Source organism: Brachybacterium timonense (genome assembly GCF_900258505.1).
In the GTDB taxonomy this organism is placed as follows: Bacteria; Actinomycetota; Actinomycetes; order Actinomycetales; family Dermabacteraceae; genus Brachybacterium; species Brachybacterium timonense.
The window spans coordinates 1,350,127-1,373,695 of record NZ_LT984895.1 but is presented as its reverse complement, the minus strand read 5'-3'; the positions used below and the strand labels follow the sequence as shown (position 1 = coordinate 1,373,695).

Below are 23,569 nucleotides of genomic sequence, written 5' to 3'. Positions count from 1 at the left end.
CACTGTCGTTTTTGTCGGAAGGGTAGGGCGTGTGCAGGAGACTGGACGGAGTAGGTCGTCGGCAGCGTCAGATGTGTATAGGGGCCAGTGCCCGGCCTCAGCACACCGACGAACAGGACTAGGCTGGTTGCCGATGCCCGTTGCCGATGCCGGCAACGGCGACCCAGGACCAACGCGAACGGGAGAGCCATGGCCGACCTCACGGTGGATGTCACACGCACCGATGCGATCCTGATCGGCGGCGGGATCGCGAGCGCTACCGTTGCCGCCCTCCTCAGTGAGCTCGAACCAGGCGCACGGATCCACGTGGTGGAGAAACTGGATGCTGTGGGCCAGGAGTCCAGCGACGGCTGGAACAACGCCGGCACCGGCCACTCCGCACTGTGCGAGCTGAACTACACACCGCAGGACGTCGACGGCTCCGTGAGCCCCACCAAGGCGATCCACATCAATGAGCAGTTCCAGGTCTCACGCCAGTTCTGGGCGCACCTGGTAGAGAACGACCGGATCGACGCACCCGACCGGTTCATCCACTCCGTTCCCCACATGAGCTTCGTGCATGGGGTGGAGAGCGCAGACTTCCTACGTCGACGCCACGAGGCGTTGCGCTCCAATCCGCTGTTCTCCGCCATGGAGTTCACCACCGAGCATGCACAGCTGGCCGAATGGGCGCCGCTTGTCGCGCAGGACCGCCCGGTCACCGAGACCATTGCCGCCACCTGGTCCCCCGACGGCACCGACGTGAACTTCGGTGAGCTGACCCGCAGCCTGCTCGACTTCGCCCGCCGCGTGGGTACAACGGTGAACACCGGCTGGGAGGTCATCGACCTGCGCCGCATGGGCGCCGAGTGGGGTGTGATGGCCAAGCGCGCCGACGGCACCGTGCACGTGTGGCGGGCACCCTTCGTGTTCGTCGGCGCCGGCGGGAACGCACTGCCGCTGCTGCAGAAGTCCGGTATCGAGGAGATCCGCGGCTTCGGCGGCTTCCCGATCTCCGGTCAGTGGCTGCGCTGCACCAACCCCGATGTGATCGCACGCCACGACGCGAAGGTGTACGGCAAGGCCGCCGTGGGCGCTCCGCCCATGAGTGTGCCGCACCTGGACACCCGCTACATCGACGGGAAGCGTTCGCTGATGTTCGGCCCCTACGCCGGCTGGTCGCCGAAGTTCTTGAAGACCGGCCGCTGGACTGATCTGCCGGCTTCCGTGAAGCCCGACAATCTGCGCCAGATGCTCGCCGTCGCTCCACCGAACATCGACCTCATGACCTACCTGGTCAAGGAGCTCGCGGCCACGCACCAGCAGCGCTACCAGGCGCTGCTCGAGTACATGCCCTCGGCTCGCGAGGAGGATTGGGAGCAGGTCACCGCTGGTCAGCGCGTGCAGGTGATCGCCCCCGACACGAAGAAAGTGGGCGTTCTCCAGTTCGGCACCCAGCTCATCACTGCCGCCGACGGCACCATCGCGGGCATGCTCGGCGCCTCACCGGGCGCGTCGATCGCCACGACGATCATGCTGGAGATGCTCACTCGCGTCTTCCCGCAGCGCCGCGACGCGTGGGAGCCGGCGATCCGCCAGATGATCCCCAGCTGGGGGACGCGCCTGTCGGACGACCCCACCGCTGCACGCGAATCGCTGGCGCATACCGCCGACGCGCTCGGCCTCTCCCACAGCTGAGGAAGGACGCCCCATGCGGATCTCCCTGATGACCACCTGCCTGGTGGATGTGATGGCACCGGACGTTGCCCGCTCCACGGTGCTGCTGCTCGAGCGGCTCGGGCACGAGGTCGTATTCGACCCGCGCCAGACCTGCTGCGGACAGATGCACACCAACACCGGGTACTACACGGAAGCGGCGCCCGTGGTGCGCAGCTTCGTGGACACCTTCGAGCCGCAGCTGGACGAGGTCGACGCGATCGTCATGCCGTCGGGCTCCTGCGCCGGGTGCGTACGGGACCAGCACGCGAAGGTGGCCGCCCACGAAGGCGACGCGCGGCTTGGCGAACGAGCCGCCCGCGTGGCAGCGAAGACCTATGAGCTCTCGGAGCTGCTGGTGGATGTGCTCGGCGTGACCGACGTCGGCGCCTATTTCCCGCACCGCGTCACGTACCATCCCACCTGCCATTCGATGCGCATGCTCAAGGTGGGGCCGCGTCCGCTGCGGCTGCTGCGCGCTGTCGAGGACATCGAGGTGGTGAACCTCCCCCAGTCCGACACCTGCTGCGGCTTCGGCGGCACGTTCTCCGTGAAGAACGACGCCACCAGCGACGCAATGGTCACCGATAAGGCCGCGAACGTGGTGCGCTCGGGCGCCGAATACGTGGTGGCAGGCGATGCTTCCTGCCTGATGAACATCGGCGGCAAGCTGCATCGCACCGGGGCACAGCCGCGCGTGATCCATCTGGCGCAGATCCTCGCCTCCACGCGCGAGGATCCCTTCGTCCCCGCCGACACGATCCTGGGGAGGGCCGAGTCATGAGCACCGTCAACCTGGGCATGCCGAGCGTGCGGCCCCAGCATGCCTCGCCCTCCTCGAACCTCCGCGGCGCGCACGCGTTCCCTCAGGCGGCTCGCGGCGAGTTGGCCGATGACACCCTCCGTGCGACGCTGCAGCAGGCCACAGGCACGATCCAGGCCAAGCGCGCCGCCGCCGTGCGGGAGGTGCGGGACTGGCAGAAGCTGCGCGACGCCGGCGCCGGGATGAAACGCCACGCCATGGATCATCTGCCGGATCTGCTCGAGCAGCTTGAGCAGTCCGTCACCGCAGCCGGCGGTGTGGTGCACTGGGCGCGCGACGCCGAGGAGGCAGGAGACCTGGTCACCCGCCTGGTGCTCGAGCGTGAGGCGCGCACAGTCCTGAAGGTGAAGTCGATGCTCACCCAGGAGATCGGGCTGAATGAGACCCTCGCGGCCGCCGGGGTGGACGCGATCGAGACCGACCTCGCCGAGCTGATCGTGCAGCTCGCCGATGACACACCCAGTCACATCCTGGTGCCGGCGATCCACCGCAACCGCACGGAGATCCGGGATCTGTTCCGCCGCACCATGCCGGACATCGACCCGGACATCACGGATGATCCCGCGCAGCTCGCCGCGGCGGCGCGGCGCTTCCTGCGCGAGCGTTTCCTGGACCTGCCCGGCGGCGTCGCGATCTCTGGTGCGAACGCCGCGATCGCCGAGACCGGCACCATGGTGGTGGTCGAATCGGAGGGGAACGGCCGCATGTGCCTGACCCTGCCGAGGACCCTCATCACGGTGATGGGCATCGAGAAGGTGCTGCCCACCTTCGAGGATCTCGAGGTACACCTCCAGCTGCTGCCCCGGTCCTCGACCGGTGAGCGGATGAACCCGTACACGACTCTGTTCACGGGTGTGCATCCCGGGGACGGCCCCGAGGAATTCCATCTGGTGCTGGTCGACAACGGGCGCAGCGCAGTGCTCGCCGATCCGCAGGGCCGCGACGCGCTGCACTGCATCCGCTGCTCCGCCTGTCTGAACGTCTGCCCGGTCTACGCCCGCACCGGCGGTCACGCCTACGGTTCGACGTATCCGGGTCCGATCGGTGCGATCCTCACACCGCAGCTCACCGGTATGGGCGACGGCGATGACCCCAGCTCGTCGCTGCCGTACGCCTCCAGCCTGTGCGGCGCCTGCTACGACGTCTGCCCCGTGAAGATCGACATCCCGAGCATCCTCGTGCATCTGCGCTCCCGGCATGTCGATGAGCGTCGCCAGACTCGCGGCCAGTTCCACGGCACCTGGGATGTGGCCATGCGCGCGGCGAGCCGCCTGATGAGCTCACCGCGCGTGTACGACACGGTGGTGCGCACCGCTGGTCCCGCCAAGCGTCTGCTGCCCGGGGACAACATCGGCCCGCTGCCGCATGTGCTGCCGGTGGTGCCGGGCTGGACCGATCACCGTGATCTGCCGCGGCCCACACGCTCCTTCCGTTCCTGGTGGAAGGAGCACGAGGCGCAGCGCAGCCATCGGACAACCGACGGGGCGTCTACAGCAGATCCGCAGCAGGCATCGACCGACGACGAGAACCGCGGAAAGGAGCAGGCATGAGCCCGAGGAGTCGAGCAGGAGTCGCCGACCCGTCTCAGCGCCCCGAGCGTTCCGACCGGCTCAGCGCCAAGGACGAGATCCTGGCCCGCCTGCGCACTGCCCTCGCCGAGCCCGGACAGCCTGAACCACTGGACGCAGAGCAGGTGCCGCGCGCCTATCAGCGCGCCGACTCGAAGCAGGAGACCGCCACGGACCCGGCGAAGATCCGCGACGTGCTCGTCGGCCGCCTGGAGGAGTACGGCGTTCACGTGCACCGCACCGACGCTGCGGGCCTTCCCGCGACCGTCGCCCAGGCGCTCGACGGGAAGCGTCCCGTGCTTGCCGCGCCTGGCGTGCCCGCTTCCTGGCTTGACGCCGTGACCGACGAGATTGCGTATGCCACCGGCGCCGAGTCAGCCCGCGAGCTGGATGCTGTCGGCGCCGTCGTCACCGGCTGTCACACGGTGATCGCTTTGACCGGCACCGTCGTGCTGCGCTCCGACGACGTGTGCGGCGCGCGTGCGCTCAGTCTTGTGCCTGACCATCACGTGGTGGTGGTGCGACCCGAGCAGATCGTGCTCGGCGTGCCCGCCGGTATCCGCCGCATGCAGGAGGATCCGTGCGCTGCCTGGACGATGGTCTCCGGCCCGAGCGCCACCAGTGACATTGAGCTGAGCCGCGTGGATGGTGTCCACGGCCCGCGCACGCTGCACGTGATCATTCTTGATCCCGAAACCGCTGAGAACCACCAGGAGACGTCCGATGACAGCACCGATTCCTGAAGCCGCCCCGCCCACCGACCGCGGCGACCGCTACCTGCTCACGGCCGGGGACTACAGCGCAGAGATCAGCGCCGTGGGCGCCACCGTCGAAGCGCTCACGATCAGTGGCCGCGACCTGCTGGTGCGCAGCCCGGAGCAGGGTCCGATGCTGTTCTACCGCGGCGCCATCGTGGCCCCGTGGCCGAACCGGATCGGTGACGGCCTGTACACCTGGGACGGAAGAGAGATCCAGGCTGCGATCAATGAGCCGGAGCGGAACAACACCCTGCACGGGCTGGTGTCCTTCCAGCTGTTCACCGCCGCGGACCTCACAGAGGACTCCGTCACGCTGCGCAGTGAGCTGTTCCCCTCCCCCGGCTACCCGTTCCATGTGCTGCTCACTGTGGTCCACAGCCTCTCCGCGCAGAACGGGCTGACCACGACGGTCACTGCCCGCAACCTGGGCGAGGCGGACGCCCCCTACGGTGTCTGCCCCCACCCGTACCTCGTGGCCGGTACGGAACCGCTGGATGAGTGGACGTTGCAGGTCGAGGCCGCCACGCACCTGACCGTCACCCCGGACCGGCTGCTGCCCACGGGCACGGAGCCCATTACGTCCGGCAGCGCCCTGGACTTCGCGGCAGGACGGGTGATCGGTGATCAGGCGATCGACGACGCCGTCACCGATCTTGCCCGCGACGAGAACGGTCGGCTGCAGGTGCGCGTGACTGCCCCGAGCGGCACGGGCGTGGCTATGAGCGCGGGCCCTGAGTGCCCGTGGCTGCAGATTCACACCGCGGATCGTCCCGAGGCCGAGCACAACCGCCGTGGTCTCGCCGTCGAGCCCATGACCTGCCCACCCGATGCGTTCCGCACCGGCACCGACGTGGTGCGTCTGGCACCCGGTCAGGAGCATACGGCGAGCTGGACCATCAGCGGCTGGTGAGCACAGGAACCCAACACAGCCCCGATCAGCCCTGCTGAACATGGGGAACGGCCCGGGACCACATGGTCCCGGGCCGTTCCCCATGCGGCCTGCGTTCAGCTGCGCCGCATCAAGCAGAAACTCAGCTCCGCATCACTTGCCGTGCGCCTGGTAGTAGGCGCGACGGATCTCGCCGGAGACGCGACCGCGGTCCGAGACCTTCATTCCCTGCTCGCGGGCCCACTCACGGATCACCGCGGTGTCGCTGTTGCGAGACCGGGTGCTGGTGGAGCGGGTACGGCGCCCAGCGGTGCTGCGACGTGCCTTCTCGACCCACGACGAGAGATCAGCGCGCAGGGCAGCAGCATTCTGCTCGGACAGATCGATCTCATAGGTCACGCCGTCGAGCCCGAATTCGACAGTCGTGCTCGCCTCCGAACCGTCGATGTCATCGATCAGCTCGACGATAGTTCTCCGTGCCACAACACTCTCCTTCTCCAGGCTCTCTGCCCGTGCCATCGATTCACCGATTCCATGTCACCGATTCCGTACGATCGTTCATGACGTCGCGCCGTGTTGTGACGGCATGTGGTGGTTCCATGTGATCGGCTGCCCAGTATGGGCGATGTTCCTGAGTGTATACACAGGAACCCTCGCGAGTGAAGCGCACTCGCGCCCATTTACCTTTGCGGCCCGGGATTCACCTCAGCCGATCGCCGTACGACGGATCACCGCACATCGGATTATTGACGCGTGGCGCTCTTCGGATCGTCTGCAGGATTCTCGGCACTGCGAAGGGAATTCGGTGCGGTGGAATGCGCAGCGTAGAGCTCTTCCTCGGCACGCCGATCCGCCTCCCGCTCACGCCGATCAGCGGAGAGGATCGCACGGATCGCGAACCAGAACAGCAGCCCCACGCCGATAGACGGCACCAGGGCGCCCGCCTCGAACCAGAAACCGCCCACCTCAGGCCTCCGGCTTCACCAGGGGGAAGAGAATCGTGTCCCGGATCCCCAGCCCTGTCAGGGCCATGAGGAGGCGGTCCATGCCCATGCCCATACCGCCCGTCGGCGGCAGCGCATGCTCCATGGCCTCCAGGAAGTCCTCGTCCAGGCGCATCGCCTCGTCATCGCCCTGGGCGGCCAGCCGTGCCTGCTGGGCAAAGCGCTCGCGCTGAATCACCGGATCCACCAGCTCGGAATACCCGGTGGCGAGCTCAAAGCCGCGCACGTACAGATCCCATTTCTCCACCACACCCGGCGTGCTGCGGTGCTGACGCACAAGCGGACTGGTCTCCACGGGGAAATCGCACACGAACGTCGGCGCATGCAGATGGTCACCCACACGATGCTCGAACAGCTCCTCAACGAGCTTTCCATGCCCGTACGCGGGATTATCCAGATCGATGTCGAGCGAGTGACCGATGGCGCGCAGGGCCTCGGGCGTTGTCTCGGGAGTGATCTCCTCCCCGAGGGATTCCGACAGCGAACCGTAGACGGTGATCCTGTCCCACTCACCGGAGAGGTCGTATTCGCTGCCGTCGGACAGCGAGACCTGCAGTGAGCCGGTGGCGGCCACAGCGGCTTCCTGGACAAGCTCCCGGGTGAGAGCACCGATGGTGTTGTAATCGCCGTATGCCTGGTACGCCTCGAGCATGGCAAATTCGGGGGAATGCGTGGAATCCGCGCCTTCATTGCGGAAGTTCCGGTTGATCTCGAAGACCCGTTCGAGACCGCCGACGGCTGCACGCTTGAGGAACAGTTCAGGAGCGATCCGCAGGTACAGATCCATGTCGAACGCATTCATATGCGTGACGAAGGGGCGCGCCGCTGCGCCGGACGGGATCACCTGCAGCATGGGTGTCTCCACCTCGAGGAAGTCCCGGCGGTGGAAGGACTCACGCAGCGAGCGCATCACCTCGGCACGCAGGCGCACCATGTCGCGTGCTTCCTGGCGCACGATGAGGTCCACGTAGCGGCGGCGAACACGCGATTCCTCGGACAGGCCCGCGTGCAGAACCGGCAGCGGACGCACGGCCTTGGCAGCCATCGCCCATTCGTCGGCGAACACAGACAGCTCGCCGCGGCGTGAGGCGCCCACACGGCCGTGGAAGAACACGTGGTCACCCAGGTCAACATCCGCCTTGAGATCCGCCAGACGCTCGGCGCCCACCACCGCCTGCGAGAGCATGATCTGCAGGCGCTCCCCCGCACCGTCTTGGATGCTCACGAAGGCGAGCTTGCCGGTGTTGCGCTGGAACACGACGCGTCCGGCAACACCCACTACGTCCTGCGTCTCCTGCCCGGCCTCCAGATGGCCGTAGTCAGCACGGATCTGCGCGATGGTGGTGGTGATCGGCACGGAGACGGGGTACGCCTCCTGCCCGGAGGCCAGCAGCCGTTCCCGCTTCGCCTTACGCACGGCGATCTGGTCGGAGGTGTCCAGCGGCTCGGTGGCGTCGGCGTTCTCAGTCATGCTTGCGATTCTTGCAGATCCGCGGCCGTGCGTGCCCGTCGGGGCGGGTCTACATCAGGGCTGTGTCACCGGAACCACAGTGGCGTCCAGCAGGCGTGTGCCCTCGATGCGGGCGGCGAGCATCACCAGGAGCTCGCCTCGAGCATCCTCCCCTGCTTCCTCAAACGTCGTGGGGTCGATCAGCAGCCGGTAATCCCAGTGCACGCTCTGCTCTCCCGCGCTGGTATCGCCAGCACTGGCCGTGTCGGTATCGGTTGCCGCGTCGACAGGCTGTGTCCCGTCGGCGTCTGCATCCAGCACTGCGCGGATCGCAGCGGCCGACGGTGCAGCGGCTTCGACCGCGCGGATGGTGCGCGAGAGCACGAGGGCCTGCTCTCGGCCAGCATCGCTGAGATAGGCGTTGCGGCTGGAGAGGGCGAGCCCGGTGGGCTCGCGCATGATGTCGACGGCGTCGATGCGCACCGGCAGGTCGAGGTCGGCCACCAGGCGCTGCACGAGGGCGAGCTGCTGCGCGTCCTTGCGTCCGAACACGGCCACGTGGGGCTGGACGAGGTTCAGCAGTTTCGTGACCACGGTGAGCACGCCGTCGAAGTGGCCGGGCCGCATAGCGCCTTCGTAGCGTCGACCGGCCTGTCCGGCGCTGACGCTCACCACCGGCGGAAGTACCGGATACATCTCCTCGACCGGTGGGGCGAACACAACATCCACCAGTCCGTCGACGAGGGCCAGGTCGGCGTCGATCTGGCGGGGGTAGGCCTCGTAGTCCTCGCCGGGGCCGAACTGGAGGGGATTGACGAAGTCGGTGAGCACCACGGCGTCGGCGACCTCGCGGGCTCGATGGACCAGCTGCAGATGTCCGTCGTGCAGCGCCCCCATGGTCATGACCACGGCAACGGTCCCCGACAGGCCAGCGCGCGCATCTCGAAGGGCGGCACGGGTGGTGATCAAGCGGGTGGTGCTCATGGCTGCTCCTCCTCGGTGGGATCAACTGCCTCATGCGGGGCGTCAAGCACCGCGCGGACGGCACGGGCCTGCTCGGGGTCCAGTCCCGCGCGTTCCAGTGCTGCGCGTGCGAGTGCACGGTACACCTCGGTCGTATCCCCACTGCCGGCGCGGACGGCAGTCGCATCGAGATCGGTGAGCGCCTCCAGGTGGGCGCGTACAACTTCGGCGTCACCGCGCGAGACGGGGCCGGTGAGTGCCGCTGCACCGTGCGCGAGTGCGTTGTCCAGGGATGCGGTCAGCAGCGGCTGCAGATATGCACCGGGATTCTCGAGCCCGATCCGGGCGAGGATGTCGCGGGCCTGGTCCACGAGCACCACCAGGTGGTTCGAGGCGTGAGCGAGGGCCGCGTGGTAGGCGATGCGGTCTCCTTCGGGGATCACCACGGCGCGTCCCTCGAGCTCGACCACGAGTGCGGCAGCAACTGGCAGGATCTCCTGGGCCGCGGTGATGCCCATCGGGCAGCCACTCAGCCGGGGCAGGTCCGCGCGGGTGCCGGTGAATGTCATGGCGGGATGCAGGGCGATGGTTGCGCTGCCTGCGCGGGCCAGCGGTGCGAGCACGTCGGTGCCGTGTGCACCGGAGGTGTGGACCACAAGCTGACCGCCGGGCACGATGCCGCTGGCGGCGATACCGCGCGCAAGGCCGGGAAGTTCGTCGTCGGGCACGGCGAGAAGCAGCATTTCGGCGCGTTCAACGATCGTGGGTACATCACACAGCGGCACGCCCGGCAGCAGGTCGGCGGCACGGTCACGGGACGCATCCGACACGGCGTAGGCGCCGACGATCCCATGGCCCTGAGCGCGCAGCGCTGCACCCAGCACGGCGCCGACCCGGCCCGCGCCGATGATGCCGATACCCAGGCGTGGCGCGTTCATGAGTGCCGTTCAGTGGCGGGATCCGGTTCCGGCACGGCAGCGTCGGTCATGCCAGCTGCTGCTGTTCGGGCGAGCGGCTTCGGCCAGTGCGCCTGGTCACGGTAACGACGCCGGGTGGCGGCGTCATGGGACAGCTCGGCGTACAGGCGGGCGGCGTCCTGACGTGGCAGCAGCGGCAGTTCGGTGGTCGTGCCGGCGACGCTGATGCTGATAGTGGCGGAGTCAAAACGGCGGTGGAGCGGGCCGTCCTCCAGCTCGACGGTCTGGATACGTTCGCGGGGTACGACGACGATCCGCCGCTCGAGGATCCCCTGGCGCACCACGACGGCCTCCGGCAGTGGGACGACCACCGTGAACCGTCGAGCGATCCAGTGCACCGGATGGGCTGCTCGCAGGCCGTGGATATCTCGGGCGCGAGCGGTGAGCAGATGTTCGAGGGTGGCGAGGTCATCGTCGGTGCCGAGCGGCGCCATGAGGTGGCTCAGTGTCCGCCCGAGCTCCTCCTGGGTGCCGACGGGCAGGATCGACTCGGCGCCGTTCTGATCATCATCCTCAGTGCCGGCGAGCTCCACCGTGGCGGTGGTCCAGCCCGGCCCGCGCCACAGCACCGGGCGTTTCAGGCTCAGCTCCTGGATTCGACCGGGGGCGACGTTGTCTGTGCGGGTGCTGAGCAGCCCGCGGCGCATCCGCAGTCCACGCTCCGTGTCGCGGGAGACGAAGCCCCAGCCAGCTTCGAGTCGTTTGAAAGCCTGCTGTGGTCCCGCGATGAGTGCTGGCACCACAGCGAGGAGGGCAGCGAAAGACCATCCATCGCTGAGGATGACGCCGACCACGACGCCGATGCCGATGATGACAGCCACACCGACGCCGATCAACAGGCTGAGATCGCGCAGCATCGAATGGATCACGCGGGCAGTGGGGATCTGGGCGATCAGCTCGCCGTCGGTCACGCCGTCGTGGAGGATCGCCCGCACGCGGTCGCCAGCAACTGCACTCTGCGCAGCACCTGCTGTGTCATGCTCGCCATCCGCACCGGGTGTGGCCTCGGCGCCATCGGCGACGGTCTGCTCCGTCGGCGCCGGTGCACCCTGCGTGCCATGGGCGACCTGCAGGATCGTGCGGCGGATCTGTTCGGCATCTGCGCTGGAGACGTACTCGATATCGAGATGGGACTCGCTGCCGCCGACGATCTCGACGCGAACCTTCGCAAGCCCCACGAGCCGGGCCAGGAATGGGCGCTCCACGGAAACGGATTCGATCTTCTCCCGTGGCGCGAAGCGCTGCGAGGTGGAGATCATGCCGCGGCGAAGAGTCACGCCGTCCTCTGTGATCTCGTAGCGCGTGAACCACCAGGACAGTGCGGAAAGTGCAACTCCCACCACGACTGCGAGCACCAGCAGGCCCAGAGCGACCAACACACGCATGACGGTGACCTCGCGCATTAGCTGCGAGATGTTCTGCGCGAAGATCACCGCCGCAATGCCAGCAATGATCTTCCACCCGGTGATCAGCGGCGTCAGCGGGTGCGTACGCCGCCCAGCGGTGGTGGATGCGCGCGTCTGGGATGCGCTCGCGTCCGCGGAGGATGCCTCCGGTATGGGGGTGTCCGCGGCGGATGGGTCGTGCTGCTGTGGTTCGGGGTTCTGGCTCATCACAGGGCTGCCATGGTCGAGATGCCGCGGTCGATCAGTCGCTGGCGCAGGCGCTCCGCCTCAGCGCGCGGCAGACCCGGCAGCGTCTGGCTCGCCGACCCGGCCGTCGAGATCTCGAGGGTCGCGATCCCGTAGTGCCGCTCCACCGGGCCCTGGGAGATCTCCACGGACTGGATGCGGCCAAAGGGCACGGTCTCCAGGCTGCGGAACATGATTCCGGAGGCGATGACCAGCTCGTCCTCCCCTTCACGCCAGCCAAGAGCGCGGACACGACGCGGGGTGAACGCCACACCTTGTACCACGACGATCAGCGGCAGCACCGCGATCAGATGCATCCACCACCAGCCAAGCCAGATGCCCGCGACGATGCAGGCGATCACAGCGAGGATCCCAATCGCGTAGCCGATCAGGCCGCCCAGGTAGCGGGCGGGAATGAGCTTCGGCGAGACCGGTTGCAGCCCGTCGACATGCAACCGACCGGACATCGTCGGCACGGGAACCGTGGATGCAGGCGCCTCGGCTCGCTCCTGAGAGCTGTCGGGCATCGATGCAGGCGGCTGGGACACACTCATGGCTCATATCGTGTCACGCGTGGAGCCCTGACCGCGGCCACCTACGGCGACCTCTGTTCCGACGTTCGTCGGACCCGGCACGGCGCCGGGGACGCAGGGAGCTCGGTGCACCGCATACAGTCCACGGGGCACGCGGTCACAAGCCGGCCTGCGCCCCCTGAGGGTCCTCTGGCGGGAGCTTCCCCCAGCTCTCCACGAGGACACCGAGCACCGCCAGGATGATGCCGGCCACGGCAGCCGCGGCCGTGGGCAGCACCGCTGCCACCAGGTCGCCGGTGCCTGTGAGCACCAGGTACAGGGCGTCGCCGGTGAAGAATCCGCCGACGATCGTGCCGGTGTAGGCGCTGGCCCGAGCAAGAAGCACGGTGCGGTACGCGGTAGGCAGATCCAACTGGTGCCGACGCGGCGCCATCGTGGGATGTTCGCGCCGTTCCTCGTTCTCCAGCATCCAGCGGCGCAGCGGCAGGCCCTGTGCCAGCAGCACGCCTGCAAGGACCAGAAGGACCAGCGCGGTGAGCCATCCGGTCACCGGCAGCGTCATGCCGCGGCTGGCCATCGCGTCGTTCATGACCGCGCCCAGGCCAGCGGCGAGCACGCCGATCAGCAGCAGCACGGGCACGGACAGTGGTTTCATGAGCGGCCGTACCCGGGAATCTCAGGTCCAGGACGCACGCCGTCGCGGTCCGCCGCACGGTCAAGCAGCGCAGCGATGGAGCCATATCCAGGGAGTGTCGCCGTCGGCCGCGCCGCCGACCACGGCGCGAGCACGAACGCACGTTCATGCGCCCTCGGGTGCGGAAGTGTCAGCGTGTCGTCGTTCTGCTGAAGCGTGCCCCAGGTAATGACATCGACGTCGAGGGTGCGCGCTCCCCAGCGCACGCCCCGTTCCCGGTAAGCGTCCTGTTCGAGCGCGTGCGCGAGCTCGAGCAGCCCCTCGGGGCTGCGAGTCGTCCGCAGGCCGATCACAGAGTTCAGGTAGGCGCCCTGGGCGGGACCGCCGACGGGATCCGTCTCCACCACGGGCCCTGTCCAGGTCACGTGCACGCCGTCGGCCGCGTCGAGCAGCTCGAGCACACGTTCCAGATGCGCGACACGGTCACCGAGATTGGTGCCGACGGCGAGAACGGCCTCGACCGGGTCAGCCTGGCGGGTGATCCGCACGCGGACATCCCCGACGGGGAGGCCGACGGGGGCCGCAGGCTTGTGCACTGTGACCGTGACGGCGCGCAGACGGGGCGACAGTGCAAGCACAGCCTGAGCGATCTGTTCGGCAAGAGTCTCGATCAGCTGGTGGGGGCGCCCCTGGATCGCCTCGAGGGCGAGCGCGGCCGCTTCCGCATAGTTGACGGTGGCGGTCAGGTCATCGGTGCGGGCCGCGGTCGCGGTGGACAGGTGCAGCCCGAGGTCCACGGTGAACGCCTGGCCGATCTCCTGTTCGGCTGCGAGCACACCGTGGCGGCCCCAAGCAGCGATCTGGGTGATCTCGACCAGGTCGTGCTGTTCGGGAGCGGTGATCGCGGCCGGGATGCTCATCGCGTCGGGCCTCGCAGGGCATGCAGCCTGTCCCCGACGCGGACGGCGGCCACCGAACCGGGCACGTCATGCACCCTGACAGCCCAGGCCCCGTGTTCGGCGGAGTAGGCGCTGATGGCGTGTGTGGCGGCGTCGCGGTCAACACCGAGGGCGGAGACGAACCGCTTGCGGGAGGCGCCGATGAGGATCGGCAGCCCGTGGCTCGCCATCGCATCCCAGTCAGCGAGAATCTGCCAGTTCTGCTCGGCGTCCTTCGCGAAGCCGAGCCCGGGATCGACCACCAGGGCGTCGTCCTCCACGCCGTCGGCGCGCAGCGCTTCCAGGCGCTCGGCAAGCTCAGCGGCGCAATCACGGGCGGGGTCGTCATAGACGGCGAGGTCATTCATCACGTCGGAGTGGCCGCGCCAGTGCATCGCCACGAACACGGGCGGCGCGCCCAGCGCGGTGCGGGCGGCGGCAACGGTCCGGCCCATCGCGGGATCCGCGGCTCCGGCGGAGACGTCGTTGATGATCAGGGCGCCAGCCCGAATGGACTCCTCGGCCACGGCAGCGCGGGTGGTGTCCACGCTCACGACGATGCCGTCAGCCGCAAGGGCGCGCACCACAGGGATCACGCGCCGCAGCTCCTCTGCCTCCTCCACACGCGCGGCTCCGGGGCGTGTGGACTCACCACCGACGTCGACGATCGCTGCCCCCTGAGCAACCAGCGTCCGGCCGTGGGCGATCGCCGCGGGCTCAGTGTCGTGCTCGCCGCCGTCGGAGAACGAGTCTGGGGTGACGTTCAGAATGCCCATCACCAGCGTGCCATGTGCAGCGAGTGCGTCAGGCAGTCCACGGGGGTGCAGGCGGTTCATCGGGCGCCTCTCAGAATGAGGGTCATGGCCTCCAGGCGCGTCGCCTCGTGCCGCAGGATCCCACGCACGGCGCTCGTGACGGTGCTGGCTCCGGCCGCGCGTACGCCGCGCATCGACATGCACATGTGTTCGGCCTCGAGCACCACGATCGCGCCGGCGGCACCGAGTTCGCGCATCAGCGCATCCGCCACTTGCGTGGTGATGCGCTCCTGCACCTGAGGGCGGCGCGCATACACGTTGACCAGGCGCGCGAGCTTCGAGAGCCCCGCCACGCCATGCTCACCGGGGATGTACCCCACATGAGCCGTGCCCATGAACGGCAGCAGGTGATGCTCGCACATGGAGTGGAAGGGGATGTCGCGCACGAGCACCAGCTCCTGGTGCTCGAGGTCGAAGGTCGTCGACAGCGGTTCATGCGCGTCCTGACTCAGACCTTCGAACACCTCGGCGTACATGCGTGCCACGCGTGCTGGGGTGTCCGTCAGCCCGTCACGGTCGGGATCCTCACCGATCGCGGCGAGGATCTCTCGGACCGCGGCCTCCACCCGGGGGCGGTCGACCGTCATCTCACAACCCCGGGGCCGAGTCGGCGCCAGGGCCCTGCTCGCGTGGGGCGCCCTCGTCGCGCGGGGCGCCGGGGATCGCCGGGCCGTCACCGCCGGGCGTGGGCAGGTCCCCCTCCCCTGGTGTGAGCGGTTCCCCGGCGTCGGAGGACTCCGAGCCGTCTGGCTGCTCGCCGCTGCCCACCAGCGGGGCGGTGAAGACGGGACGGTCGCTGCTGGACTGCCAGACCTCACGCACCGGCTGCTTGCGCACATCCCGGAAGATCTCGGCGAGTTCCTTCTCGTTCAGGGTTTCTTTCTCGAGCAGCTCGAGCACCAATCGGTCCAGCACGTCGCGGTTATCACGGATCACGGCCCAGGCTTCGTCCAGCGCATTGTCCAGAAGCTTGCGCACTTCCTCGTCGATCATCGCTGCAGTGGCCGCCCCGTACTGCGGGTTCTGGCCCTGCTGCATGCCGACGAACACCTCGTCCTGGCCACCGCCGAGCGCCACCGGGCCGAGTTCGGCGGTCATGCCCAGCTGCATCACCATGGTGCGGGCGATCTTGGTGGCGTTCTGGATATCGGAACTGGGTCCGGTGGTGACGTCGTGGAAAATGCCCTCTTCCACGGCGTATCCGCCCATCGCGTAGGCGAGGCGGTCCAGCAGTTCATTGCGGGACTGGTAGTTGCGGTCCTGGGTGGGGACCACCATCGTGTAGCCGCCGGCGCGGCCACGCGGGAGGATGGTCACCTTGGTGACCGGCGCGGAGTTGTTCAGCGCTGCCGCCACCAGAGCGTGCCCGCCCTCGTGGTAGGCGGTCATCTGCCGTTCGCGGTCAGTCATCACCTTCGAGTAGCGCTGCGGCCCCATGGAGACGCGGTCGATCGCCTCATCCAGGGCGCGCGAATCGATGATCTGGTTGTGGCTGCGGGCCGTCAGCAGTGCCGCCTCGTTCAGCACGTTGGCGAGGTCCGCACCGGACATGCCGATCGTGCGGCGCGCCACCGTCTCGAGGTCGACATCCTCAGCGAGCGGTTTCCCCTTGGCGTGCACCTCGAGGATCTGCAAGCGGCCCTTGAGGTCGGGGGCCTCCACGGCGATCTGCCGGTCGAAGCGGCCCGGGCGCAGCAAAGCGGGATCGAGGATGTCCACACGGTTGGTGGCGGCGATGAGGATCACGTTCTCGTGCTCGTCAAAGCCGTCCATCTCCACGAGCATCTGGTTGAGAGTCTGCTCGCGTTCGTCGTGCCCGCCGCCCATGCCAGCGCCGCGGTGGCGGCCGACGGCATCGATCTCGTCGATGAAGATGATCGACGGCGAGTTCTCCTTAGCGGTGTTGAACAGGTCGCGCACACGCGAGGCGCCCACACCCACGAACATCTCCACGAAGTCGGAACCGGAGATCGAGTAGAAGGGCACGTTCGCCTCGCCAGCAACAGCGCGCGCGAGCAGAGTTTTACCAGTGCCGGGAGGACCGTACAGCAGCACACCCTTGGGGATTTTCGCGCCGACGGCCTGGTAACGGCCCGGGTCCACGAGGAACTGCTTGATCTCGTCGAGCTCCTCAACGGCTTCCTCGGCGCCGGCAACGTCCTCAAAGGTGACCTTCGGGGCCTCCTTGTTGAACAGCTTCGCCTTGGATTTGCCGAACTGCATGGCGCGGCCGCCGCCCTGCGCGTTCATGATCAGGAACCAGAACAGACCGAAGAACAGCAGCAGCGGCAAGAAGGAGATCGCGAGGGTGGACCACCAGGAGCTGGTGGCGATCTCGTCGGTGTACCCCTTGGCGGGTTTCGCGTCGGCAACCGCCTTGACGACGTCGTCGCCGCGGGCGGTCACGTAGTTGAAACGGACCTGCTTGCCTTTGTCGGTCTTGCCGGCCTTGAAGTCCTCGGTGAGCACGAGGTCGACGCGCTGCTGATTGCCGTCGATGATCTTGACCTGCTCGACCTTGCCCTGTTCGAGAAGGGCCAGTCCCTGCTCGGTGTCGATCGGCTGGAAGCCGTCGCGACCGAAGAGGGAGAACAGGCCCATTCCCAGCAGGAGGGCGATGATGATCCAGATCGCGGGCCCGAGGAACGGCTTCTTTTTGGACTGTTTCGCGGTGCTCGCCATTTCAGCTCTCGTAGACCGACGGCTTCAGCACGCCGACGTAGGGGATATTGCGGTAGCGCTCGGCGTAGTCAAGCCCGTAGCCGATCACGAACTCGGTGGGAATGTCGAAGCCGACGTAGCGCACATCGATCTCGACCCGAGCGGCGTCGGGCTTGCGCAGCAGCGTGCAGATCTGCACGGAGGCGGGGCCGCGCGAGCGCAGGTTGGACAGCAGCCACTTCAGGGTCAGGCCCGAGTCGATGATGTCCTCGACGATGAGCACGTGGCGGCCGGAGATATCGGCGCTGAGGTCCTTGAGGATCCGCACCACGCCGGAGGATTTCGTGCCCGAGCCGTAGGAGGACACGGCCATCCAGTCCATTTCCACCGGCAGATCGATCTGCCGCGCCAGATCTGCCATCACCATGACGGCGCCTTTGAGGACGCCCACCAGAATCGGTGGCTCGTCGGCATAGTCGGCTGTGATCTGCGCGCCGATCTCGGTCAGACGGGTGCGGATGTCCTCCTCGGACAGCAGCACACGCTCGACGTCGGGGTGGATGTCAGGTACGGACACCGGCTCTCCTCCGTGGTGGCATGAACAACTCGCCCAGCATCGGGGCTGGTCAGGGGCGCGATCTTCGCCAGACCAGCAGGCCGTCGCGGCGAGCGACCTCGATCCTACCCGGAAGGGGGATCGCAGCCTGACCGTGCCATGACACCACCAGCGCGTCGATAGCGACCACCTGCCGGCGCAGCAGGGACTTACCTGAGACGGTGCCTGCAGCCTTCTGGGCCCGCCGGCTGGCGTCGCGCAGCACGCGCGTGCGCAGAGCCTCGGGCTCGGCGAGCAGGGCGTGCACATCCAGCAGGAGAAGATCGCCGTCCTCGCGCGCATCGGGCGCCTCCCGCTGTAGCGACTCGAACACGCCAGAGGCGAGAGAATCCAGGTGCTCTTCATCCACGCGCACCAGGTCGGCGGCGCGAGCGAGATTCTCGTCGACCTGCTCACCCAGCACCTCACGCAGCTGCGGCATGAGCTCGTGACGGACCCTGGCGCGCAATAGAGCCGTGTCCTGGTTCATCGGGTCTTCCCACCAGTCCAGGTGGTGCAGACGGCAGATCTCTTCCGTGTCGGCGCGGCGCAGCGCGGTGCGCTCATCGCGCCCGTTTCCCAGGAAGGGGCGCAGCAGCGGGCCTCGGCTGCGCGGCATACCGGCGATCGCTCGTGGACCACCCCCGCGGGCGAGGCCCATGAGGACCTGTTCGGCCTGGTCATCCAGGGTGTGCGCGAGCAGGACGGCGAGCGCGCCGCGCTCTTCGCGGTGCGTTTCCAGCAACCGGTGACGTACCTTGCGGGCCGCGTTCTCCACTCCTCCCGGTGCGTCGGTGTCGATGTGTGCCCGCAGGATGGTCGCTGCGGCACCAAGATGCTCCGCGGTGGTGCGCGCCTGTTCGGCTACAGCCGTGGACCCCTGTTGCAGTGCATGATCGATGATCACGGCTTCGACCTCGAGCCCCATCCGCTGCGCCACCCAGACGGTGGTGACCAGCAGTGCCAGCGAGTCCGCTCCCCCGCTGACGCCCACCTGGATGAGCGGCGAGAGATCCCCGGCTGGGGCGTCTGCAAGATCGGTGAGCCGACGGGTCAGCGCGAGCCGTACAGCGCTACGAGCTCGCGCGACCACCGACGGCGGCCCGGCCATCACGCCGTACGCACCAGTTCGGCGGCCACCTCATCCACGGCGGCGCGCGCCTCACGGGCGTTGGCACCGTCGAAGCTGTGGACCAGAATCGCGTACGCCACGGTCCGGCCATCAGGCAAGACGGTGACCCCAGCGAGGGAGGCAGTGCCGCCGAGGTAGCCGGTCTTACCGCGGACCTGGCCACGGGCGCCCTGAGTATCGGGCTCATCGAAGCGCTTTTCGAGGGTTCCGGTGAGTCCGGCGATCGGCACGTCGTACAGAATCTGTTCGAGCTGCGGAACAGCCCCGGAGGCAACATTGCCAAGAACGGCGGCGAACAGCACCGGCGGGATGCGGTTGCTACGGGAGAGCCCGGAGCAGTCATGGATCACTATGGCATCCAATACGGCGGTGTCCACACCAAGCTCGGCGCCGAGCGCGTGGATCTCCTCGGTGACCGCGGCCGCAGCGTGGCCGGGATCGGCCTCGTGGCCGGCGCGCAGCGCCACCAGGTGCCCGAGCAGTTCGGCGGTGGTGTTGTCGGAGTGCAGGAGCGTGTGGCGAACGATCTCCCCGATTGTCGGCGAGGAGACCTCCACGCTCTCACCACCGCTCGGTGCTGCAGCGCGAGTGATCTCGCCGGTCACCTCGATGTCGCGGTCCCGCAGAAGCTCGGCGAAGCGCGTGGCGGCATCACCGGCGGGGTCGGCTGATTTCGGCCCGTAGGGCGTTCCGTCGAGTCGGCCCTCGTTCAGGGCAAGGGAGGCAGTGGGCGCCACCCAGCCGCCCGCGCGGCCGTTGTCGCCCCAGGCGGGGTTCTCGCCGCCGGGCAGTGTCGAGGTGTCCAGTGCGAGGGAGATGGTCGTCACGTCGCCGTGAGTGAGCGTGTCCTTCGTGAGGTCCGCGAGGTGGGCGAGATCCTCATCGGTGAGCATCATATTGCCGGTGCCCTGCAACGTCACGGCGGAGCCGTCGACAACAGCGCGGGTGGGCAAGGTCTCGTCCTCGTCGTACACACGCAGCGCTGCGGCAGCTGTGAGCAGTTTCATCGTCGAGGCGGGGGTGCGGGCGGTGGCGCCGTCACGCTCGGCGATCACCTCCCCTGTCTCGGCCTCGACAACGGCGAAGGCGAGGTTGCCGTTCACGACGGGCAGATCCGCATGGGAGGCCATACGCCGGGCCAGATCAGCATCCGTGTCCTCAGCGGGGCGTGGGGCGTCCAGCGGACGCGGCATCGGTGCCTGCGTGCGTTCCCAGTCCTCTGCCTGTGCCGGTGGCCGCGCTTCGTGCTCGTCGGAGGCGGTCGTCAGTGTCAGCACGCCTGGGAAGGCGTCGGTGGCATCGCCGAGCGCATAGAAGCTCGCCGGCACGGCGGCGCACAGCGCGATGGCGACGGCCCGCCAGATCCGGTCAGAGTGCATGGGGCCACGATAGGCCGCGTGCATGGCGAGGCGCGCCGGTATGGGTGCGGACGCGGGGTACAGTGGCGCGGTCAACCCATCAGCCCGGACGCCGCTGGGAGCCCCGGGCGCGAGAACGCAATGGAGCAGCAGTCGTGGAATTCGACGTCACCATCGAGATCCCCCGCGGAAACCGCAACAAGTACGAGGTGGACCACCACAACGGCCGTATCCGACTGGACCGGATGCTCTTCACGGCGACCCGTTACCCAGACGACTACGGGTTCATTGAAGGCACGCTCGGCGAGGACGGCGACCCGCTGGACTGCCTGGTGCTGCTGGAGGAGCCAACCTTCCCCGGCTGTCTCATCAAGTGCCGTGCCCTGGGCATGTTCCGCATGCGCGACGAGTCCGGCGGTGACGACAAGATCATCGCGGTACCGGTGGGCGACCAGCGCCAGGTGCGTCGGCAGGAGCTGACGGATGTCTCCGAGTTCCATCGACTGGAGATCCAGCACTTCTTCGAGGTCTACAAGGATCTCGAGCCCGGAAAGAGCGTCGAGGGCGCTCACTGGGAGGGGCGCAGCGATGCGGAGGCTGAGATCCGCGCCTCGTACAAGCGCGCGGCGGGCACTGAGCACGCCAACGAATTCACGCAAGAGGTCTGAGCGCGAGGTCTGAGCGAGGGGCGCTTCACGCGCAGGCGTTCCGCGAGCCCCGCCCTCATCTCTGGGTGATGCCGGTCGCTCGGCACCCGCGCTCGACGGGCGCAACCGGTCAGTTCGATCGACGAGTACGACCGGTCAGGGAGTGACCCCGATCAGTCGTCGAGCAGAGCGCGAGCTTCCGCCTCGGTGACCCCGGGAGCCTGGGCGAAGATCTCCTCGACCGCTTCCACGACGGAGCGAGCCATAGCGCGCGCCCCGAACCCTCCGATCGCGGCACCGATCCCGAAGGGCAGCAGGCGCCCGAACCACAGGCGCCCGGCGCGTGCCACGACCTTGCGGCGCAGATAGCGGGTGACCTGCTTGCTGAGCAGGTTAGGGATGAGGCCACTGCTGCTACCGGCAAGCACGGTGTCCCACTGCATGCCCTGACGGCCCATGGCTTTGGCGATGATGCGCTCTCCACGCTCCCCGCCGAGCACACCGAGCATCACCAGGCGACGCGTGTTGCGGTCGCGCATGTCCACGTCGAAGATTTCCGCAGCGGAGAGCGTGAGGAAGGCGCATGCCTCTGCGAAGGTCACGCCTTCACCCACCGTCAATCCAATCGCGGCGACTGTGCCAATCCCGGGCATCAGGGCGACGCCGCCCACGCCAGCGCCGGTCGCGGTCATGAGCTGGGTGAAGCGTCGTGAGACATCCTCCAGCAGGACATCGCGGGAGGCCCCGGGCTTCTTCGCGCGCAGCCGACGCACATAGGAGGCAGCCAACGGCGCCTGCACCTTCAGGGCAGCGTCGATGGCGGCGATCCAGCGTTCGTCGAGGATCTCCGGGTTCTCGGAGGCGAGCACGGCGTCCTGCTGATCGTGCTGGTCCTGGCGTCGGGTCACAGTCGGCTCCGTTCGAAAGAGATGTATGCCAGCGCAACGGTACAGCGTTGAGCGGACATGCTTCAGCGGGCGGGGAGCACCACGTCGCCGTCGGGGATGGCGGTGATCTCACCGGTCAGGCCCAGGCGATCGATCGCCTCGTGAATGTCGTACCGGGCCGCCCAGCGTGCCTGCACGAAAGAGCGAGGGACCCCCAGGTCATGACACAGGGTGCCGTCCAGATGGTCGGTTTCATGCTGAATGATGCGGGCAGGCCAGCCAACAAGCTCCTCGTCGATGCGACGCACAGACCCGTCGGCGCCGAGTTCCACGGCCCGCAGGCGCACGCGGCGCGCCCGCGGGACGATCGACTGCCAGCCGTCCACGGACAGGCATCCTTCGTAGGCGAAGACCCGCTCTGCGCCGATCACCTCATAGACCGGATCCAGCAGCGCGCGCAACGGCACCGGCGTGCGCTCGTGCAGGTCGTCGTCGGGGTCTTCCCCCGGCTCGGCGGCGAAGGGATCCTCGATCACGGTCATCCGCAGAGGCAGACCGATCTGGGGCGCGGCAAGCCCCACCCCCGGGGCGTCGCGCATCGTGAGCGTCATACGGCGGGCCAGCCGGCCGAGGATCACCGGGTCGATCCGTAGATCGTCCACGGACGGCTGCGCACCCGCGTCGGATGCGAGAGCGTCCTGCGCACTGCGGCGGAGGGCAGGATGCCCGGCCTGCACGATCGGCAGTGGTCGCTGCGGGTCGTCGGTGCGCTCGAGGATGCGGCGGGCAAGATCACTGATGTTCACCCCGCGAGTATCCCGCACCGTTTGCGCCGGGCCGAGCTACATCCGTCGCTCCGCGCGCCCTGTGCGCGGGTTATTGGCCAAAATGTGTGTATGGCCGGGGCGTGTCGTGGCGGGGTCAGGGGTGTGTTCGGCCGGCCCAGCCGTGTTGGATTCCGTTGCCGTCTTCCCAGGAGAAGCTGGTGCCGAGGGTGGGGCCGGGCTCCGGGCCTGGAGTGATCGCCGGTCGCGCTGGTGGCGGTTTCCAGTGCTCTTCGCGTGCGAGTGACCAGGGCTCTCGTGGGGTTGCGGTGAGGGAGTCCAGGAGCCATTCCGCGGCTCGTCTGGCGCGGTCCGCGGGCATTCCGCGGTGGCGTCTGAGGAGGTCCTTGACGGCCGTGTTCTGAGCGCCTTCCAGGGGTGATGTCGTCCGGGGCAGCGGCTTGTCGATGTCGGGGGCGAGTTCGAGCCAGGCGAAGAGGTTCTCGTGCTTGATCAGGCCGCGGAACAAGCCACGAACACTGCGGAGGTCTCGGTGCGTGTACCACCACGGCTTCGCCAATGGCACTGATCGTGGGCGTTCTGTGCCGGTTCGTGCGTAGGTGCGTTGGCGGAGGAACTCGTTCCAGCGTGCTTCCCAGGACGCGTAGGCACCGAGCCAGAGAGCGGCCTGATCGATGTTCTGAATCTTCATGAGCGCCCTGGTCAGTGCCAGGATCTGCCTCCCGGCCTCGAGGCGTGGGGCAAGCGTGGTGTAGCGGCGGACGTTCTGGAAGATGTGGAAGTAGCAGCGTTGGACGCGTGCTTGGGGCCAGTGCTCGTGCACGGC

At 67.9% G+C, this 23,569-nt stretch carries 23 protein-coding genes and 1 pseudogene; 6 read left to right on the top strand and 18 right to left on the bottom strand.

All coding sequences use genetic code 11. The features are described from left to right. Positions 1 to 189: 189 nt before the first annotated feature. Genes C8271_RS06035 through C8271_RS06015 form a run of 5 tightly spaced genes read left to right on the top strand, consistent with a single transcriptional unit; the run spans position 190 to position 5,754 of the window. Entirely contained in the window at positions 190 to 1,677 is a 1,488-nt protein-coding gene (locus C8271_RS06035; protein ID WP_106506551.1) for a malate:quinone oxidoreductase, read from the top strand. Positions 1,678 to 1,690: 13 nt separating this feature from the next. Then, on the top strand, positions 1,691 to 2,479 hold the full coding sequence (locus tag C8271_RS06030; RefSeq protein WP_106506550.1) for a (Fe-S)-binding protein: 789 nt from the start codon (positions 1,691 to 1,693) through the stop codon (positions 2,477 to 2,479). Further along, positions 2,476 to 4,068, top strand: coding sequence for a lactate utilization protein B (locus C8271_RS06025; protein WP_106506549.1), 1,593 nt, complete (start codon positions 2,476 to 2,478; stop codon positions 4,066 to 4,068). Before C8271_RS06030 ends, C8271_RS06025 begins: the two co-directional genes overlap by 4 nt. Continuing rightward, positions 4,065 to 4,829: a LutC/YkgG family protein gene (locus C8271_RS06020; protein ID WP_106506548.1), complete on the top strand. Its 765-nt coding sequence runs from the start codon at positions 4,065 to 4,067 to the stop codon at positions 4,827 to 4,829. Before C8271_RS06025 ends, C8271_RS06020 begins: the two co-directional genes overlap by 4 nt. After that, on the top strand, positions 4,810 to 5,754 hold the full coding sequence (locus C8271_RS06015; protein ID WP_106506547.1) for an aldose 1-epimerase family protein: 945 nt from the start codon (positions 4,810 to 4,812) through the stop codon (positions 5,752 to 5,754). Before C8271_RS06020 ends, C8271_RS06015 begins: the two co-directional genes overlap by 20 nt. Before the next feature lie 132 nt (positions 5,755 to 5,886). Here the strand turns inward: C8271_RS06015 and C8271_RS06010 are convergent, their stop codons facing one another. From C8271_RS06010 to C8271_RS05940, 15 genes are all read right to left on the bottom strand, one after another. Then, on the bottom strand, positions 5,887 to 6,216 hold the full coding sequence (locus tag C8271_RS06010) for a histone-like nucleoid-structuring protein Lsr2 (RefSeq protein WP_106506546.1): 330 nt from the start codon (positions 6,214 to 6,216) through the stop codon (positions 5,887 to 5,889). 260 nt (positions 6,217 to 6,476) lie between these two features. Continuing rightward, entirely contained in the window at positions 6,477 to 6,698 is a 222-nt protein-coding gene (locus C8271_RS06005; protein WP_106506545.1) for a hypothetical protein, read from the bottom strand. Position 6,699: 1 nt separating this feature from the next. Then, positions 6,700 to 8,208, bottom strand: coding sequence for a lysine--tRNA ligase (lysS, locus tag C8271_RS06000; RefSeq protein ID WP_106506544.1), 1,509 nt, complete (start codon positions 8,206 to 8,208; stop codon positions 6,700 to 6,702). A 54-nt stretch (positions 8,209 to 8,262) separates the two neighbouring features. Beyond that, a complete protein-coding gene (gene panC / locus C8271_RS05995; RefSeq protein WP_106506543.1) occupies positions 8,263 to 9,171 on the bottom strand; it encodes a pantoate--beta-alanine ligase in 909 nt (302 codons plus the stop codon). Beyond that, positions 9,168 to 10,088, bottom strand: coding sequence for a Rossmann-like and DUF2520 domain-containing protein (locus C8271_RS05990; protein WP_106506542.1), 921 nt, complete (start codon positions 10,086 to 10,088; stop codon positions 9,168 to 9,170). The genes panC and C8271_RS05990 overlap by 4 nt, the downstream gene beginning before the upstream one ends. Next, a complete protein-coding gene (locus C8271_RS05985; RefSeq protein ID WP_106506541.1) occupies positions 10,085 to 11,740 on the bottom strand; it encodes a PH domain-containing protein in 1,656 nt (551 codons plus the stop codon). The genes C8271_RS05990 and C8271_RS05985 overlap by 4 nt, the downstream gene beginning before the upstream one ends. Beyond that, positions 11,740 to 12,312: a PH domain-containing protein gene (locus C8271_RS05980; protein ID WP_245920955.1), complete on the bottom strand. Its 573-nt coding sequence runs from the start codon at positions 12,310 to 12,312 to the stop codon at positions 11,740 to 11,742. Before C8271_RS05980 ends, C8271_RS05985 begins: the two co-directional genes overlap by 1 nt. A gap of 136 nt (positions 12,313 to 12,448) precedes the next feature. Next, positions 12,449 to 12,946 carry a DUF3180 domain-containing protein gene (locus C8271_RS05975; RefSeq protein ID WP_106506540.1) on the bottom strand — a complete coding sequence of 166 codons (498 nt, stop codon included), beginning with the start codon at positions 12,944 to 12,946 and terminating at the stop codon, positions 12,449 to 12,451. Continuing rightward, entirely contained in the window at positions 12,943 to 13,845 is a 903-nt protein-coding gene (gene folK / locus C8271_RS05970; RefSeq protein WP_106506539.1) for a 2-amino-4-hydroxy-6-hydroxymethyldihydropteridine diphosphokinase, read from the bottom strand. Before folK ends, C8271_RS05975 begins: the two co-directional genes overlap by 4 nt. Then, entirely contained in the window at positions 13,842 to 14,699 is an 858-nt protein-coding gene (gene folP / locus C8271_RS05965) for a dihydropteroate synthase (RefSeq protein ID WP_106506538.1), read from the bottom strand. Before folP ends, folK begins: the two co-directional genes overlap by 4 nt. Further along, on the bottom strand, positions 14,696 to 15,265 hold the full coding sequence (folE, locus tag C8271_RS05960) for a GTP cyclohydrolase I FolE (RefSeq protein WP_106506537.1): 570 nt from the start codon (positions 15,263 to 15,265) through the stop codon (positions 14,696 to 14,698). Before folE ends, folP begins: the two co-directional genes overlap by 4 nt. Position 15,266: 1 nt before the next feature. Beyond that, positions 15,267 to 17,360 carry an ATP-dependent zinc metalloprotease FtsH gene (gene ftsH, locus C8271_RS05955; RefSeq protein ID WP_106506536.1) on the bottom strand — a complete coding sequence of 698 codons (2,094 nt, stop codon included), beginning with the start codon at positions 17,358 to 17,360 and terminating at the stop codon, positions 15,267 to 15,269. 1 nt (position 17,361) lies between these two features. Continuing rightward, a complete protein-coding gene (gene hpt, locus C8271_RS05950) occupies positions 17,362 to 17,916 on the bottom strand; it encodes a hypoxanthine phosphoribosyltransferase (protein ID WP_106506535.1) in 555 nt (184 codons plus the stop codon). A 49-nt stretch (positions 17,917 to 17,965) separates the two neighbouring features. Continuing rightward, a complete protein-coding gene (gene tilS / locus C8271_RS05945) occupies positions 17,966 to 19,045 on the bottom strand; it encodes a tRNA lysidine(34) synthetase TilS (protein ID WP_106506534.1) in 1,080 nt (359 codons plus the stop codon). Then, positions 19,045 to 20,445 (bottom strand): D-alanyl-D-alanine carboxypeptidase/D-alanyl-D-alanine-endopeptidase, encoded by a 1,401-nt coding sequence (locus C8271_RS05940; protein ID WP_106506533.1) that lies wholly within the window; start codon positions 20,443 to 20,445, stop codon positions 19,045 to 19,047. Before C8271_RS05940 ends, tilS begins: the two co-directional genes overlap by 1 nt. A 134-nt stretch (positions 20,446 to 20,579) precedes the next feature. Between C8271_RS05940 and C8271_RS05935 the strand changes: the two genes are divergently transcribed. Continuing rightward, a complete protein-coding gene (locus C8271_RS05935) occupies positions 20,580 to 21,092 on the top strand; it encodes an inorganic diphosphatase (protein ID WP_106506532.1) in 513 nt (170 codons plus the stop codon). A gap of 152 nt (positions 21,093 to 21,244) precedes the next feature. Here the strand turns inward: C8271_RS05935 and C8271_RS05930 are convergent, their stop codons facing one another. The 3 genes and pseudogenes from C8271_RS05930 to C8271_RS05920 form a co-directional block, all read right to left on the bottom strand. Next, positions 21,245 to 21,979: a hypothetical protein gene (locus C8271_RS05930; RefSeq protein WP_106506531.1), complete on the bottom strand. Its 735-nt coding sequence runs from the start codon at positions 21,977 to 21,979 to the stop codon at positions 21,245 to 21,247. A gap of 62 nt (positions 21,980 to 22,041) precedes the next feature. Further along, positions 22,042 to 22,764 (bottom strand): peptide deformylase, encoded by a 723-nt coding sequence (locus C8271_RS05925; RefSeq protein ID WP_106506530.1) that lies wholly within the window; start codon positions 22,762 to 22,764, stop codon positions 22,042 to 22,044. A 115-nt stretch (positions 22,765 to 22,879) separates the two neighbouring features. Further along, positions 22,880 to 23,569, bottom strand: a pseudogene (locus tag C8271_RS05920) (IS256 family transposase); the annotation flags it as partial.